This window comes from Sphingobacterium sp. UBA7253, assembly GCF_002472745.1.
GTDB classification, from domain to species: Bacteria; Bacteroidota; Bacteroidia; order Sphingobacteriales; family Sphingobacteriaceae; genus Sphingobacterium; species Sphingobacterium siyangense.
Map to the genome: position 1 here is coordinate 88,623 of NZ_DKSP01000224.1, position 16,063 is coordinate 104,685.

15 protein-coding genes are annotated in these 16,063 nt (G+C 40.7%); 7 read left to right on the forward strand and 8 right to left on the reverse strand.

Annotation, left to right across the window (positions count from 1 at the left end; translation table 11 throughout):
- Both B2X72_RS23865 and B2X72_RS23870 read left to right on the forward strand, forming a co-directional pair.
- Window positions 1-1,487: TRCF domain-containing protein (locus B2X72_RS23865; RefSeq protein ID WP_286851797.1), on the forward strand; the 1,487-nt coding region annotated here is incomplete at its 5' end.
- A 201-nt stretch (window positions 1,488-1,688) separates the two neighbouring features.
- The gene (locus B2X72_RS23870; protein ID WP_075994537.1) at window positions 1,689-2,879 is read left to right on the forward strand and encodes a trans-sulfuration enzyme family protein; all 1,191 of its coding nucleotides are present in this window, start codon (window positions 1,689-1,691) and stop codon (window positions 2,877-2,879) included.
- Between the two features lie 88 nt (window positions 2,880-2,967).
- On the opposite strand, the gene galK is transcribed toward B2X72_RS23870, so the two are convergent.
- The 5 genes from galK to B2X72_RS23895 form a co-directional block, all read right to left on the reverse strand.
- Window positions 2,968-4,119: a galactokinase gene (gene galK / locus B2X72_RS23875; protein WP_088163253.1), complete on the reverse strand. Its 1,152-nt coding sequence runs from the start codon at window positions 4,117-4,119 to the stop codon at window positions 2,968-2,970.
- 1 nt (window position 4,120) lies between these two features.
- Window positions 4,121-5,170, reverse strand: a complete 1,050-nt coding sequence (locus B2X72_RS23880; RefSeq protein WP_075994539.1) for a UDP-glucose--hexose-1-phosphate uridylyltransferase — start codon at window positions 5,168-5,170, stop codon at window positions 4,121-4,123.
- A gap of 68 nt (window positions 5,171-5,238) precedes the next feature.
- Window positions 5,239-6,513 carry a metallophosphoesterase gene (locus B2X72_RS23885; RefSeq protein WP_205401250.1) on the reverse strand — a complete coding sequence of 425 codons (1,275 nt, stop codon included), beginning with the start codon at window positions 6,511-6,513 and terminating at the stop codon, window positions 5,239-5,241.
- A 12-nt stretch (window positions 6,514-6,525) separates the two neighbouring features.
- A complete protein-coding gene (gene hemH, locus B2X72_RS23890) occupies window positions 6,526-7,560 on the reverse strand; it encodes a ferrochelatase (RefSeq protein ID WP_088163255.1) in 1,035 nt (344 codons plus the stop codon).
- An 81-nt stretch (window positions 7,561-7,641) separates the two neighbouring features.
- Window positions 7,642-8,490, reverse strand: a complete 849-nt coding sequence (locus B2X72_RS23895) for a 4-hydroxy-3-methylbut-2-enyl diphosphate reductase (protein ID WP_088163256.1) — start codon at window positions 8,488-8,490, stop codon at window positions 7,642-7,644.
- 278 nt (window positions 8,491-8,768) lie between these two features.
- On the opposite strand from B2X72_RS23895, the gene B2X72_RS23900 reads away from it, so the two are divergent.
- Window positions 8,769-9,188, forward strand: a complete 420-nt coding sequence (locus tag B2X72_RS23900) for a nucleoside-diphosphate kinase (RefSeq protein WP_075994543.1) — start codon at window positions 8,769-8,771, stop codon at window positions 9,186-9,188.
- A 134-nt stretch (window positions 9,189-9,322) separates the two neighbouring features.
- Here the strand turns inward: B2X72_RS23900 and ybeY are convergent, their stop codons facing one another.
- Both ybeY and ruvX read right to left on the reverse strand, forming a co-directional pair.
- Window positions 9,323-9,751 carry an rRNA maturation RNase YbeY gene (gene ybeY, locus B2X72_RS23905; RefSeq protein ID WP_088163257.1) on the reverse strand — a complete coding sequence of 143 codons (429 nt, stop codon included), beginning with the start codon at window positions 9,749-9,751 and terminating at the stop codon, window positions 9,323-9,325.
- Between the two features lie 48 nt (window positions 9,752-9,799).
- Window positions 9,800-10,213: a Holliday junction resolvase RuvX gene (gene ruvX, locus B2X72_RS23910; protein ID WP_286851798.1), complete on the reverse strand. Its 414-nt coding sequence runs from the start codon at window positions 10,211-10,213 to the stop codon at window positions 9,800-9,802.
- A gap of 322 nt (window positions 10,214-10,535) precedes the next feature.
- Between ruvX and def the strand changes: the two genes are divergently transcribed.
- Window positions 10,536-11,762 carry a peptide deformylase gene (def, locus tag B2X72_RS23915; RefSeq protein ID WP_286851799.1) on the forward strand — a complete coding sequence of 409 codons (1,227 nt, stop codon included), beginning with the start codon at window positions 10,536-10,538 and terminating at the stop codon, window positions 11,760-11,762.
- A gap of 127 nt (window positions 11,763-11,889) precedes the next feature.
- Here def and B2X72_RS23920 read toward each other — a convergent pair whose 3' ends face one another.
- Window positions 11,890-12,879, reverse strand: coding sequence for an aspartate-semialdehyde dehydrogenase (locus tag B2X72_RS23920; RefSeq protein ID WP_088163260.1), 990 nt, complete (start codon window positions 12,877-12,879; stop codon window positions 11,890-11,892).
- Between the two features lie 576 nt (window positions 12,880-13,455).
- On the opposite strand from B2X72_RS23920, the gene B2X72_RS23925 reads away from it, so the two are divergent.
- The 3 genes from B2X72_RS23925 to B2X72_RS23935 form a co-directional block, all read left to right on the forward strand.
- Window positions 13,456-14,403: an NAD-dependent epimerase/dehydratase family protein gene (locus B2X72_RS23925; protein WP_145330317.1), complete on the forward strand. Its 948-nt coding sequence runs from the start codon at window positions 13,456-13,458 to the stop codon at window positions 14,401-14,403.
- 2 nt (window positions 14,404-14,405) lie between these two features.
- Window positions 14,406-15,131, forward strand: coding sequence for a YebC/PmpR family DNA-binding transcriptional regulator (locus B2X72_RS23930; protein ID WP_286851801.1), 726 nt, complete (start codon window positions 14,406-14,408; stop codon window positions 15,129-15,131).
- Window positions 15,132-15,250: 119 nt separating this feature from the next.
- Window positions 15,251-16,063 (forward strand): hypothetical protein (locus B2X72_RS23935; RefSeq protein ID WP_286851803.1); only part of this gene is annotated, 813 nt, incomplete at its 3' end.

The following is a 16,063-nucleotide window of genomic DNA, read 5'->3' on the forward strand; positions in this document are numbered from 1 at the left end:
CGACCATTCTTGCATTACAGCACTACCGGACATTTTCGGAGCGCCTAAAGGGCCTTCCATGCACGATCGACTATATTAATCGTTTCAAAACGAGCAAACAGATCAAAGATACCTTAGCCAGGCTCGCTGAAGGAAAAATAGACATTATCATTGGCACCCATCGCCTTGTTAGCAAAGATGTCAAGTTCAAAGATCTTGGTCTAATGATTATCGATGAGGAACAAAAGTTTGGGGTTGCAGTAAAGGAAAAATTGAAGGTCATGCGTGCGAATGTAGACTCACTGACATTGACAGCAACGCCAATTCCAAGAACATTGCACTTTTCATTGATGGGCGCCCGCGATCTGAGTATCATCTCGACCCCACCACCCAACCGGCAGCCTGTACAGACCGAACTCCACGTTTTCAATGAAACACTGATCGGAGAGGCCGTCAGTTACGAACTTGATCGTGGTGGACAGGTATTCTTTATCCATAATCGGGTCGCAGATCTTCCGCAGCTGGGCAATTTGATTCGCAAGCTGGTTCCAGGAGCACGGGTCGGTGTTGCACATGGCCAATTGGAGGGTGATGAGCTCGAGGATGTGATGCTTAAGTTTATCAATCACGATTTCGATGTCTTAATCGCAACAACAATTATTGAAGCGGGTCTTGATATTCCAAACGCGAATACGATTATTATTAATCATGCACATATGTTCGGACTGAGTGACCTGCACCAAATGCGGGGTCGGGTCGGTCGCTCTAATAAAAAGGCCTTCTGTTATCTACTGAGTCCACCATTGTCGACTTTAACGTCGGAAGCCTATAAACGACTTTCTGCGATAGAAGAATTCTCTGAACTCGGCTCTGGATTTAATGTTGCCATGCGCGATTTGGATATACGTGGCTCGGGAAACCTATTAGGTGGCGAACAGTCCGGATTTATTGCCGAGATCGGTTTCGAGATGTATCATAAAATCTTGGACGAAGCTATTCAGGAACTGAAAGAGGATGAGTTTTCAGCAGTATTCGCTGATGAGAAAGAACGAAAATATGTGTCCTTTACACAGATTGACACCGACCTCGAGGTATTGATCCCGGATGAATATGTAACCAATATCACTGAACGATATAATCTGTATACGGAACTCTCTAAATTGGAAAACGAGCAGCAATTGGCAGCGTTTGAAAAAGAACTTGAAGATCGCTTTGGCCCTATCCCACGAGAAGTCTTTGAATTATTCAATACACTCCGTTTACAGTGGTTTGGCAAAACGATCGGATTCGAAAAAATAGCCTATAAAAAGCATACACTGAAAGGTTATTTTGTCAATAACCCCAAGTCGAGCTACTTTGAATCTGATCAATTCGGCCGAGTACTGTCCTTTGTACAAAGCCATCCGGAGATCAGCAACCTCAAAGAAGTCAAAGGCCAGCTTCGTTTAGCATTAAACAATGTGAATACCATTGGGTATGCATTGAGCCTGCTGAGAGAAATGTTGTAAGATATATTGATGCATCCGATATAAATAAAATCTACATATTGAGTAGATTTTATTTATATTTGATATACAAGACAAACCTTCTTCGAGCTGTTAGCACCAACAGTGCTTTCAAACGAGCTAAGGGTTCCTTACGATCACAGATTCGACAAGATCGAGTTATGGATTCTTAAGGCGATACAAGCATCAATCAATATTATTAGTATGGCTACCAATACCGAAACGATACTCGTCCATGAAGGACAGCAATTCAACCAGACATCTGCAGTAACTACTCCAATCTATCAGACATCCACATACATTGCAGATCCTGACCCAACGGAATACATCAAGGCTGCTACCGAACCGAAACACCCTTATTTTTATCATCGCCATGGCAACCCAACGAATAGCCAAGTAGCGTCCATCCTAGCAAAATTGGAAAAAACGGAGGATGCACTTGTATTTGCAACAGGTATGGCAGCGATCAGTACAGCCATATTGGCCATCGTTAAATCGGGCGATCATATTGTCGCCCAACATGCACATTATTCCGGAACAGCTATTTTCTTTAAAGAGTTCCTAACAGATTATGGCATCACGGTTACGGCTGTGGATCAAACAGATGTTTCAGCTTTTGAAAAGGCTATTCAAACAAATACCAAACTGATTTATATAGAGACTCCATCGAATCCAAACCTCAACATTAGCGATTTAAAAGCACTCGGAGAGCTTGCCAGAAAACATGGAATCCAGAGTATGGTCGATAATACATTTGCCTCCCCTATCAACCAAACACCGACAGATTTTGGAATAGACGTCGTTGTCCACAGCGCCACGAAATATTTGGGCGGACACAGCGACCTCACCGCGGGTATCGTCTGCGGTACGCAGCACTATATCGCCAGCGTATGGAAACGATCCGTCGCTTTGGGAGCATCACTTGCACCGCTTGATTCCTGGTTACTATTACGGGGATTGAAAACATTAAGTCTACGCGTCAAACAGATCAATACAAATGCGCTGAAGCTAGCCGAATTTCTGGATCAACATCCAAAAATAAAAAAAGTCAGTTATCCTGGATTACCCAATCACCCACAACATGAGCTCGCGGCCCAACAAATGAACGGTTTCTCCGGTATGCTTTGCATCGATGTCAACGGTAAAGATGAAGAAGAGGCATTTTTAAATGCACAGAAACTCATCAATGGGCTGCATATATTTATCAACGCGGCCAGTTTGGGAGGGGTCGAATCGCTTATTGTACACCCCGCGAGTATGTGGGGCGGTCATCATACGAAGGAACAGAAAGAAGCTTCCGGAATCACGCTAGGCATGTTGCGCATCTCTGTTGGAATCGAACATGCCGATGATCTAATCGCCGACTTAAAACAGGCATTAGACCAGCTTAACTAGGACTTGTGTAGTAAGTCGTTATCAAAAAAGAAAAAAATAAGGGGAATAGCATGAACATGCTATTCCCCTTACTGTACCTACTTTTTTATCAAAGTACGCGGGTACCATCGGCAATCCTGACCTGAATAACCGAAAGTTCTTTATCAAATTTCTGTTTGTATTCTTTTTCGAGTGTTGGTAAAATTGAAGGTAATACACCTTCTTTGACGATATTGATCGTACAGCCACCGAAACCGCCGCCCATCATTCGGGCACCGATCACCTCAGGAAATTGCTTGACATAATCCACTAAATAATCCAGTTCCGGACAACTGACTTCATACACTTTACTTAATCCCTCGTGGCTCTGAAAAATATACTGTCCAAGCTGAACAACATCTCCTGAACGTAGTGCATCACAAGATTTCTCTACACGTTCATTCTCACGGACCACAAAACTAGCTTTCGCATAAATATCGGCATCTTTGTCCTTTACCAACTCATCCAGCATCGCCACTGTTACATCACGTAGGTTCTTGACTTCCGGGTATTTTTCCTGTACCCATGCAGACGCCTGTTCGCATTGTTCACGACGTGTATTGTAAGCTGTAGAAGCTAATGAGTGTTTTACGTTTGTATTCAATAACACAACTTCATAACCCTTAAGATCAAGTGGCACATACTCGAAACCCAAAGTACGGCAATCCAGTTTGATGACATTTTTCTCTTTACCAAAGGCTGAAGCAAACTGATCCATAATACCGCACATCACACCAGCATAGGTATGTTCGGCCTTTTGTGCAATCTGTGGAATATCAAGTCGTTCGACCTGTAAATCGAACAGTTCGCTGAGCGCCAAGGTAACGGCACACTCAACGGCCGCTGAAGACGATAATCCGGCCCCCAATGGTACATCGCCATCGATATACAGGTTGAATCCACCTAGCGTTGCCCCACGTTTCTGATACTGATCAACTACACCGAGAATATAGTTTGGCCAATGTTTTTCTGAGATTGCAATATCCGCTAGTTTTACCTCATGATGTTCTTTATAATCTTCCGCATAAAGCACAATGTTATCATCCGATCGCTTACTTACAGCAACGTATATTGCCTTGTCAATTGCAGCAGGCAATACAAATCCATCGTTATAATCCGTATGTTCTCCAATAATATTAATCCGTCCGGGGGAAGTAACGACAAGAGGTTCCTCCTGGTAGAGTTCTTTAAATTTGTTTACAATTGTATCTTTTGTTATCATCTTATTTAGCTTTATAATGTACTGTCGAACAATTTCGCAACTGTTCTGCGGCAACTTCCGGTGTGATATCACGTTGTGGATTTGCTAGCATCTCATAACCTACCATAAACTTTTTAACGGTAGCAGAACGTAACAATGGTGGATAGAAGTGCATATGCCAATGCCACTCTGGATGATCACCATCATTTACCGGGGCCTGATGCATTCCTGCAGAATAGGGAAAGGATGTTTTGAAGAGATTGTCATATCGCGTCGTCAATAACTTGAGGATAGCGGCAAAATCCGTCTTCTCCTTCTCGTCAAACCCGGCAATGTTTTGGATAGATCGTTTGCTGACAATCATCGTTTCGTAAGGCCAGGCAGCCCAAAAAGGGACTAGAGAAACAAAAGAATCATTTTCGTCAATAATGCGTTCCTCTTTTCTCAACTCCGCTTTAACATAGTCTGACAGGATTGTACGTTGATATTTGTTGAAATATTGCTGTTGCTGAACGCATTCTTTTTGGATTTCTACTGGCAAATGATTTTGTGACCAGATCTGTCCGTGGGGATGTGGGTTACTACAGCCCATAATCGCGCCTTTATTTTCGAAAATTTGAATGTATTTAATCCAGTCAACCTTGGAGAGTTCGACAAATTCCTTTTGCCAAAGATCAACCACCGATTTGATTGCGGCCTGATCCATTTCGGGTAGTGTAAGATCGTGGCGTGGTGTGAATGCAATTACCTTACAGATCCCTCTTTCGGTCTCTGCGACAAATAATTCATCCTCATTAAATTCCTGTTGGCTTGTATCTTTTAATAAAGCCGAGAAATCGTTCACGAAGACAAAACTTTCTTTATAATCTGGATTGACATCACCATCTGCTCGTTTATTTGTCGGACACAAATAGCATTGTGGATCATATTCGGGTCTATTATCCCCGGGGAGATCCTCCACTTGCCCTTGCCATGGTCTTTTACTACGATGCGGAGACACAAGTACCTTTTCCCCGGTAAGAATATTAACACGTGTGTGGGGAGAGTCCCCAAAGTTTAAAGTTGATTGCATGTTATGTATAACTGGTGTACAGAATACACAATTATAGCTATATTAACTCAAAAGTCAAAGGAGATTTTTTAGGCTTTAAACTTTGGGTCTTGCGCTTTTAGCAATTCGAATATGGTAATTTCAGGCAGAATTCCAACGCGTCCTGGATAACCCAAAAAACCATAGCCGACATTCACATATAATCGTTTGTTCTGTTGTTCACGATATAGCCCTGCCCATTCCTTATAGATATATTGTACTGGACTCCATTGCAACATCTCGGATCTTACGCCAAATTGCATACCGTGGGTATGTCCGGCAAACATCACATCCACGTCGGTATCCAATACCTGAGCCCGCCAATGCGAGGGGTCGTGAGATAACAGCAACTTAACAGGTTGCTCTTCGGTACCCATTAACGCTTTCTTGATATCACCATGTTTCGGAAAACGACCTGTCCCCCAATTCTGAACCCCGACAATACAAAGCTCTTCACCGTCAACCTTAATCTTACGATTTTCATCCATTAACAGATCCCAGCCCATGATTTTATGAACATCGATCACATCCTTGAGGTTCTTGCGTTTTGCAGGAGAATCTTCTTTACCATAATAATAGTCACCATAGTCGTGGTTACCTAATGTAGAAAACACACCTAAATCAGATTTCACACGAGCAAAAATATCTTGATAGCCGCGCATTTCAGAAGCTTGGGCATTCACAATATCACCGGTAAAAAAAGTCACATCAGCTTTTTCCTTTAAAAGCATATCAATACCACCGTTGACAGCCTTTTTATTGTAGAAAGATCCCGAGTGCACATCTGAAATCTGCGCGATGGTCATTCCATGGAATGCTTTAGGCAAATTTGGCAAATACAAGGGCACTCTCCTTACACGATAGTCATAGGCTCCTGAAATAATACCCCAGCTCAATGGTATCAAGGGTGAGGCACCAACTAGAATACCAGCTTTGGTCAAAAACTCGGATCGGCTAATCCCTTTCACCGGATTCTCCGGTAAAGGGTCTCCGGCATCTTCAACTAAATCCTCAATAGATCTCTTTTTTGTAAACAGCCGTTTTAACCACACACCACCGCGTCGGATATCATCAATCAACAAAATCAAAAAGAAAAATATCTTTGATGCGGCAGTCAGAAAAAAGGCGACTAAAATAACCGACCGTACGATTAAAGGAATACTATATTGTGCTGAGATAAAAACTCCCAATAGCAGTAAAACAGAATAAGACCACCAGAGGATGGAAAATACTTTTGTTTTGGGAAATTTGATCTTCGTTGCGCGAAGGGCAAAGAAAATATAAAAATCCAATATGAGTAATACACACGCGTTTACGAACAACATCATTTACCTATTTTAGTTTTTGGCATTGAGTGCCAATTGTTTTAAAGACTCGATCCATTTGGGATCATCATTAAGACTTTCTACCAAACAAACCTCTTCTCCACCTAAGTGCTTAAATTCATTAGCATATTCCACGCCAATTTCATCAATGGTCTCGATACAATCCGCTACAAAAGCAGGACTGAAAATTAATAACTTCTTATAACCTTTCGCGGCAAGGTCGTGCAACAAATCCGAGGTATACGGCTGTATCCAGGGCTCTTTACCTAACCGAGATTGAAAGCAAAGCGAATATTGTTCTTTTTTTAAACCAAGCTTTGCAGCTATCGTCCGTGTAGTTGCATAACATTGCGAGAGATAGCAGTATGAATTGGCTGTCGTTTTACAGGAATCACAGCCTGCTTCGGGACATTTAAGTTGACCTGTCGGATCCACTTTACCGAGCTGCCGCACAGGAAGGCCATGATAGCTAAAGACAAAATGGTCAAAACTTTCCAAATCGTGCCTGCGGGCATGATCTGCATAAGTTTCTGCCATCAAATCGTCAGTACAGAAATTGCTTACGAAACTGATTTCCGGTAGATAATTCCATTTGCGGATTAGCTCCATGACACGATCAATAACCGAGCCCGATGTTGCTGAAGCGTACTGTGGAAATAAAGGGATTACGCGAATGGACTCCAAAAATAAACCTTCCATATTTTTCAATGCAGCCTCAATCGATGGGTTTTGGTAACGCATCGCTAATTCGACATGGTATTCTTCCCCCAATGCTTCTTGAAGCAGATCACGTTGCAAAATACTGTAATGCATCAAAGGTGATCCCGTTTCTTTATCCCAGATCGTTTCGTATACTTTTGCAGATTTGGGAGCACGGGTACGTGCAATGATTCCCTTTACCAATAAGGTTCGTTGAAAATAAGGAATATCAATGACGCGTGGATCCATTAAGAACTCCGTTAAATACTTTTTTACATCTGGAGTAGTGGGACTATCAGGTGTACCCAATTGTACTAAAAGAATACCTTTTTTGCCTTTATTGCTCATAGCTTACAAAGCTACGCAAAAAAGAATGCACTCGGGATCTAAACCGCGAAATTATGAAATATCTGTGACGGGTAATTGTGCTTATAATGCTTCTAAACTTGCTTTTACGTCTTTCATCAACCACATTGGCGTAGAAGTAGCGCCACAGATACCAATACGATCGTTTTCAGCAAAGACCGAAGCATCTAATTCTGCTGGATCAGAAATAAAATAACTAGCGGGATTGGCGTTTTGACAAACTTCAAACAGCACCTTTCCATTGGAGGATTTCTTGCCCGATACAAAGACGATTTTATCGTATTGTCTGGCAAAAGCGCCAAGATCTTCGTATCGATTGGAAACTTGTCGACAGATGGTATCATTGGCCTTTACTTCATACCCGCGCTTGATCAGTTCATCTTTGATCGCATAAAATTTATCTACACTTTTTGTTGTTTGGCTATATAGAGTAAATGAGGCGGGCAATTCGACCTGATCCAATTCGGTAATATCCTGAAAAACTAAGGCTTCATTATTTGTCTGCCCCTGCAAACCGATCACTTCAGCATGTCCATGCTTACCAAAGATTAGAATTTTCTCCTCTTGATCGAACGAAGTTTTTATACGGTTCTGCAGTTTGAGCACCACTGGACAAGAGGCATCTATCAAGGTTATGTTATTTTCCAAAGCAACACGATAAGTCTCTGGGGCTTCACCGTGGGCACGGATCAATACCTTTTCATTGCTTAACGTTGGCAGAGCGGCATGATCGATAATACGTAAGCCTTTTGCTTTCAATCGAGCAACTTCCTCATCATTATGAACAATATCTCCCAAACAATAAAGATATCCCTCTTCCTCCAAGATCTCCTCCGCCATATCAATAGCGTATACCACTCCAAAGCAAAAGCCTGAATCTTTATCGATGTCTACTGTTAGATTTAATGCCATAATATCACAAAGTTACATATTCGTATTGAACTTAGATCAATTGTTTTTTTACTTTTCTATAAACGCCGGACACAAAGCCTTGTTACATATCTAGAAAAAACAGCTGATTAGGAGCATGCGAAACGTCTATTTCAATATAAACATATTTTCGAGGCGTATAAGATTTAGCGATAAGGGTTGCATCAGCCAGTTGGCTTATCAATAATTGTGTCTATATGAAGCGTAATGATATTGCATATGAAAAGCAATTTATCTAATTTTGCAAAAAAATTAAAATAATGGCAACTAACAGAACTTTTACGATGATCAAACCTGACGCAGTAGCGAACGGTCACATCGGTGCAATCTTAAACGATATCATTGCTGGTGGTTTTAAAATCATTGCAATGAAATACATCCAACTTTCTCAAGAGACAGCTGGTGCATTTTATGCAGTACACAAAGAGCGTCCTTTCTATGGTGAGTTGGTAAAATTTATGACTTCAGGTCCTATCGTTGCTGCAATCTTGGAAAAAGATAATGCTGTTGAAGATTTCCGTACGTTGATCGGCGCGACTAATCCTGCTGATGCAGCTGAAGGTACAATCCGCAACAAATATGCTAAATCTATTGACGCAAACGCTATCCATGGATCGGATTCAGATGAGAATGCTGCTATCGAAGGAAACTTCTTCTTCTCTCAATTTGAAAGATTCTAGTCGTTAGAAACAACATAAAAAAAGCGCTTTACAAATTGTAAAGCGCTTTTTTTATGCGACCTCTCCCCCGAGTAAAATATACCCCCTATCGGTTCACCGAACTGTTGGCCTTAATAAGCGTACGATGGAGTATATTAAAAGTTTCTTTTACCTAGATACTCATCTTCCTTGGCGGTCATCTTGGCTTTATCTGTCGGCTTTTTATCCGGATAGCCGCACAGGTGCATTACACCATGAATGATAACCCGATGAAGCTCATCACGCACATCAACCTTAAATTTCTCAGCATTCTCCTGAATACGTTCCACGCTGATAAAAATATCGCCAGCGATGGTGTCATCATATTCGGAAGAATCAAAGGTAACGATATCAGTATAGGTATCGTGATTTAAATACTGCTTATTGATCTCTAGTAAGTAGGCATCCGAGCAAAGGATAAAGCTCAATTCGCCCACACGTTTAAATCCTTCGGATTTGATGGCATCAGCAATCCATTGACGAATCTTTCCTTTTTCTTTTAATTTGAAATCCGTATCCTCGGTAAAAAATAATATGCTCTTCATCCTTCTATTTTTTATTCATTTTTGTTTGACTTATCAGTCGATGTGTATCTAAAAATTACGGCTATCCATGTAGCTTTGCAAAATGATCGTTGCAGACACGGTATCAATCAGTCCTTTTTGTTGACGGTCCTTCTTTTTTTTCCCACTTTGTGCAATCGCTGCAGAAGCCATTTTAGAAGTAAAACGCTCATCTATTTCGGCGACAGCAATCGTGGGGTAAGTCTTCTTCAGTTTCCGAATAAAACCGACAACATGCTGTGCGGATTCAGAGTCTGTCCCATCCAGCTGCCGTGGCTTGCCTACAACAAAGGTTTCCACCTGTTCTGTCTGTAAATAATCAGCTAAGTATGTCCAGATATCCTGCGGATGTACTGTCGTCAATGCTGTAGCAATAATTTGCATTGGATCGGTCACCGAAACCCCTATTCGTTTTGTACCGTAATCAAAGGCCATCAATCTCATGGATATATATTTTTCACAAAAATACAAAGTAGTCCTGAGTATTACACAGGAAGATTTAATATTTCAATTGGACTCCGCTTTCTAATACATCCTCTTCTCGTTTTTGATCTTTTAATTTTGATCTTTTAACCAAAAAAAACTATAACTTTGATAGACTATTTCACAACGACAAGCCAACTTGCTTTTTGAGGCAATAGATCACCGAATTCGATCTGATCATAGCGGGCCAATAGAATTGCCCTATAGGCACACTGATCAAGGCAACACCAAAGGCGATGCAGCATTTGGCTGTACGAAATCGGAAGAATAAATATTTAAACAAATGAAAAAAACACTTATTGCCAGTTTCCTTTTGGCCTTATGCTTAAATACGCATGCTCAAAGTAAATATGAGCAACAAATTACTGCTCTTCGTGAAAAAAAAGCCTCTGAATTGGCGAAAGAACAATACGGTCCATTGAAATCAGATCAAGTAGCGTTTTTGGATTACTTTCCCGTAGATGCGGGCTATAAAGTCAACGCCAAAATTGAAGTTTTATTTAACGAACCGGTATTCCGCATGCCAACCTACGATGGCACAAGCAACGAGTACAAACGTTACGCCATCATAACATTTACTCTTCATGGAAAAGAACATACGTTGAATATCTACCAGAGTGTCGCATTATTTCAAAATCCTGCATACAAAAACCATTTATTTTTACCATTTTTAGATTTAACAAATGGTCAGGAAAGCTATAGTGGGGGCCGGTATATTGATTTATCAACAGACGACATTAAAGGAAACAATGTTGAGATAGACTTTAACAAAGCCTATAATCCGTATTGCGCTTATAGCAATGGCTACCGTTGCCCAGTCCCACCAGTTGAGAACAATTTAGAAACAAAAATTATGGCCGGAGAAAAAGCATTTCATAAGTCAAAGAATGAAAGACCAGTCAACCTTAATGCAGGACAGGAGTTCAGTGCTGCCGACAAGAAAATCATTTTATCAGGAGATGAAAATGCAATTCTTCGCGTATTGCAAACAACAGACGATAAAGATCTGAAAGTTTTAAAAGCTACAAGCAGTGATGTCAAATACAACGACCCATTGATTGAGTCACTTTCCAAAAGAATGTTCGCGACTGTACGTGATCCCAATCACCCCGGTGTAGGCATCGCAGCGCCACAAATCGGTATAAATAAAAATCTAATCTGGGTACAGCGATTTGACAAACCAGATCAACCATTTGAATTTTATGTAAATCCTAAAATTCTATGGCGCTCCAAACTGAAACGTAAAGGCGCCGAAGGCTGTCTTTCTATCCCTAATCGTAAAGAGGATGTATTACGGAGTTATGCTATCCGCTTACAATACATCAATAAAGAAGGTAAAGTTATCGAAGAAAATATCGAGGGTTTTACTGCGGTTATTTTTCAGCACGAAACGGATCATCTTTTCGGCATTCTATTTCCAGATCGGCTGGAAGAGCAAAGCAAAGAAGCCTATGCGCCGTTGAATGACAAGATTGAATTTTCTATCCAACCCACAACGTTGACGCCATAATTTCTAGCCCCCTTATCAAGGGCCAAATCATAAGTATATAAATTGTGATTTGATGATAGGACAAAAAGAGCCCCCATGAACGAATTCGTTCATGGGGGCTCAATATTTATTATGGAATCTACTTGAGTTAGATCAATCCTTTTTCGGCCAATAACTCCGCTACCTGAACTGCATTTGTTGCAGCGCCTTTACGTAAGTTATCTGCTACTACCCACATGTTAAGGGTATTTGGTTGAGATTCATCACGACGGATACGTCCTACAAAAACCTCATCTCTGCCGTGCGCATCCTTTGGCATTGGATATTGTAGTGACGCAGGGTCATCAACAACAATACAGCCACTTTGCGCCGCTAAAGCTGCACGTACATCATTCAAATCAAAGTCGTTTTCAAATTCGATATTCAATGATTCAGAGTGTCCTCCCATAACCGGAATACGCACTGTCGTTGCAGTTACTTTAATAGAGTCATCACGCATGATTTTATTTGTTTCCAAAATCATCTTCATTTCCTCTTTCGTGTATCCATTTTCTTGGAAAACATCAATATGCGGAATAACGTTCAAATCAATCTGATAAGGATAAGCTTTTTCACCATCTTTTCCAGCACGCTCATCCATTAACTGGTTAACGGCCTTAACACCAGTACCTGTTACAGATTGGTAGGTAGAAACTACAACACGTTTGATTTTATATTTATCATGTAATGGCTTTAAAGCCACCACCATTTGTATGGTTGAACAATTCGGGTTTGCAATAATTTTGTCTTCAGCAGATAACACATCGCCATTTACTTCTGGAACAACCAACTTTTTCGTTGGGTCCATACGCCATGCCGAAGAATTGTCGATCACTGTAATTCCAGCTTCAGCAAATTTAGGGGCGAATTCTTTCGAGGTATCACCACCCGCAGAAAATAACGCAACATCAGGTTTCAAAGCAATAGCCTCAGATGGTGTAACCACCTTATACTTCTTTCCCTTGAATTCAATTTCCTTACCCTTACTACGCTCTGAAGCTACTGGAATTAATTCTGTTACTGGGAAATTTCGCGCCGCCAACACGGTTAGCATCTCAGTACCTACAAGGCCTGTTGCGCCGACTACTGCCACTTTCATTTTTGTCTGTGTTTAAATTGTGTATATAAAATTGTTATTTGATTTTGTTTTTAGTTGATTCTCGAAGAATGAATTCTTCAAATTTAAAAAATATTCCCTAATTCCACTATTAAAATAACAAAATATTACTCCCTCTGCTAAAAATATCACAACATTAAGAATTTTTCCTCCATAATTGCTAAAAAAGGAATCCGTGCATCTCATAACTATTGCTAAAAATCAGGATTAAAGCAATTCAAAAAAAATAAAAATTTTCGCTGCTTATTCAAAAAAAAAGAACAAACGATTGAAACAGTTTAAAATCTCATAAAAACAGTCCCAAGAGTCTAAAAATTAGCATTTTTTCCCTACTTCCTAAAAGGCCACAAAGTTGATAGATACTGAAAAGCCTTTATATTTGCATCATAAACCGCCATGGTTGAAATTTCATTTTTCATTACATGATGAAACGTAAATTATGTCAGGCTAGATCCTATTATATCGATAGGAAGAAACGAGCGAAGCGATTCATTTATATTCTTGAGTATAGATCCTCAATATAGTGAAAGCGGGAGCTTCATAAAATAAAACTTACAAATGAAAGAAAGCATTATTATCATTGGTGCAAATGGCCAGATCGGCACAGAATTAGCTATTGCCTTGCGCAAAAAATTTGGTGCAGAGAATGTTGTAACCACTGACATTAGAGAACCGCAGATTAAAAGCCCTGACGAGAATTTCGAAATCGCTAATGTTCTTGACAAAAATGGACTCGAGACATTATTTCAACAATATAAACCTACTCAAGTATATCTACTAGCTGCCATGCTTTCGGCTACAGGCGAGAAATACCCTGAAAAGGCTTGGGAATTGAATATGAATGGTTTATTGAATGTTCTTGATCTAGCCGTGAACTATAAAGTCTCCAAGATATTCTGGCCAAGCTCTATTGCTGTTTTTGGGCCACACTCTCCGAAAACAAATACCGAACAATATTGCGTCATGGATCCCAACACGATTTATGGCATCAGCAAGCTTGCAGGTGAGCGTCTCATCGAATGGTATCAAGAACACCGTGGCCTGGATATTCGTAGTGTCCGTTATCCGGGTATCATTTCCTGGAAAACTGAACCAGGAGGTGGAACGACAGATTATGCAGTCGATATTTTTTATGAAGCATTGAAAACCGGGACATACGCCTGTTTCTTATCTGAAAACACAGCATTACCCATGTTATATATGGAGGATGCCATCCGTGGTACACTCGAATTAATGGATGCACCGAAAGAAAGCTTAAGCATTCGCCACAGTTATAACCTTGGTGGTATTACATTTACTCCAAAAGAACTTGCACAAGAAATTAAAAAAATTCTTCCTAATTTTGCAATCTCTTACATCGAGAACGATCCAAGACAACAGATTGCCGATTCATGGCCTGCTAGTCTAGATGATTCTTATGCAAGAAAAGACTGGAACTGGACGCCGGAATTTGACATCCAGAAGATGACAGTCGACATGATTGAAAATCTTAAAAACAAAATATAACAATGGGAAGAGCTTTCGAATTCAGAAAAGAGCGGAAATTCAAACGCTGGGCCAAAATGGCCGTTCAATTTACACGTTTAGGTAAAGAAATCGCCATGGCGGTTAAAGAAAGCGGCCCTCACCCTGAAACTAACTCGAGACTTCGTACAGCAATACACAATGCCAAGGCAGTAAATATGCCCAAGGATCGTATCGAAGCCGCAATCAAACGTGCTTCAGAAAAAGATTCAAAAGGTTACGAAGAATATGTGTACGAAGGCTATGGCCCGCATGGTGTACCTGTTTTAATTGAAACTGCAACAGATAATACCAACCGCACCGTAGGAAACATCCGTAGCTATTTTGCAAAAGCAGGTGGTTCATTGGGAAAAACAGGATCATTGGATTTTATTTTCAATCGTAAATCCATTTTCCGTTTTGCTGCAACAGACGAACTGGACCTAGAAGAGCTTGAATTAGAGTTGATCGATGGAGGCTTAGAAGAATTGTACGTAGAAGCTGATGAAGAAGGCAATGATATTGCTGTCGTTCAAACTTCCTTCGAAGACTTTGGTAATATGCAAAAATTACTCGAAGAAAAGGGAATTGAAGTAACATCTGCGAAATTGGAACGTATTGCTTTATCGCATTCAGATATTACAGAAGAACAAGCTGCTGATGTGTTGAAGATGATCGATAAAATCGAAGAAGATGACGATGTTCAAGCAGTTTACCATAACATGGCTTAAGCTATTGAACCTATAAAACAATAAAAAAGAGCGCTAGTCGCTCTTTTTTATTTTAGGCCTCCCAGCTGCGTCAGAAAAATTACTACATTTGTAATAGACTATATTAAACTCATAACAGGATGACTTTTGAAGAATTTTTCATAAAAAAGAAAATTGATTTAAAAGCTTTACAAGCTGCAGATGGACCTTTATTTGAAGAGTTCAAAGCACATTATTCTGCTATGGGGGAAAAGAGTTTTGACCACAGTAAAAAGTTTTGGTTCAACAAGCTCCGAAAAAGTTTCCATCTAGCAGAGGAGGAAACTGTCATTGCAAAACCTATTGTAAAGCAGGTTATCGCTGATACAGCATCCGAGACCTCCAGTATTCATACGGCAAAACCAGCAGGCTTTAAACCGCGATTCAAGGCACCTCCTACAGCCGTAGAAGATGAAGTCAAGGCAACATCCAAAAAGGAAATAACTGATTTAGCGGAATCCACTCCTGATTCAATACCCACAGGATTTAAACCGAGGTTCAAAGCTGGTGTAACCAAAGCTCCTGATGTGGCCGCAAGCACATCTGTATCCGAAGAAAAAACCGACGAAGCAACAACAGCCGCTCCAAAACCGACGGGCTTCAAACCGAGGTTCAAAGCTGGAGTAACCAAAACGGAAACTTCTGAACAAGCACAGCTGCCCGATACGAAAGACGAAATTAAGTTAGATACCAGCGTAAAGGCTGAACCTGAAAACAACAGCACAGAGACACAGGAACCCGCTGCCAGTAAACCCACAGGATTTAAACCGAGGTTCAAAGCTGGTGTAACCAAAGCTCCTGATGTGGCCGCAAGCACATCTGCATCCGACGAAAAGACCGACGAGACAACAAACTCTGCTCCAAAACCGACGGGCTTCAAACCAAGGTTCAAAGCTGGAGTAACCAAAACGGAA

Excerpts from the sequence above, each read along its gene's own strand:
- ybeY (WP_088163257.1), bottom strand. The coding sequence starts at position 9,751 with ATGAAGAGCATATTATTTTTTACCGAGGATACGGATTTCAAATTAAAA.
- galK (WP_088163253.1), bottom strand. The coding sequence starts at position 4,119 with ATGATAACAAAAGATACAATTGTAAACAAATTTAAAGAACTCTACCAG.
- B2X72_RS23925 (WP_145330317.1), top strand. The coding sequence starts at position 13,456 with ATGAAAGAAAGCATTATTATCATTGGTGCAAATGGCCAGATCGGCACA.
- B2X72_RS23895 (WP_088163256.1), bottom strand. The coding sequence starts at position 8,490 with ATGGCATTAAATCTAACAGTAGACATCGATAAAGATTCAGGCTTTTGC.
- ruvX (WP_286851798.1), bottom strand. The coding sequence starts at position 10,213 with ATGAGATTGATGGCCTTTGATTACGGTACAAAACGAATAGGGGTTTCG.
- B2X72_RS23930 (WP_286851801.1), top strand. The coding sequence starts at position 14,406 with ATGGGAAGAGCTTTCGAATTCAGAAAAGAGCGGAAATTCAAACGCTGG.
- B2X72_RS23885 (WP_205401250.1), bottom strand. The coding sequence starts at position 6,513 with ATGTTGTTCGTAAACGCGTGTGTATTACTCATATTGGATTTTTATATT.
- B2X72_RS23880 (WP_075994539.1), bottom strand. The coding sequence starts at position 5,170 with ATGCAATCAACTTTAAACTTTGGGGACTCTCCCCACACACGTGTTAAT.
- B2X72_RS23900 (WP_075994543.1), top strand. The coding sequence starts at position 8,769 with ATGGCAACTAACAGAACTTTTACGATGATCAAACCTGACGCAGTAGCG.
- B2X72_RS23920 (WP_088163260.1), bottom strand. The coding sequence starts at position 12,879 with ATGAAAGTGGCAGTAGTCGGCGCAACAGGCCTTGTAGGTACTGAGATG.
- hemH (WP_088163255.1), bottom strand. The coding sequence starts at position 7,560 with ATGAGCAATAAAGGCAAAAAAGGTATTCTTTTAGTACAATTGGGTACA.
- B2X72_RS23870 (WP_075994537.1), top strand. The coding sequence starts at position 1,689 with ATGGCTACCAATACCGAAACGATACTCGTCCATGAAGGACAGCAATTC.
- def (WP_286851799.1), top strand. The coding sequence starts at position 10,536 with ATGAAAAAAACACTTATTGCCAGTTTCCTTTTGGCCTTATGCTTAAAT.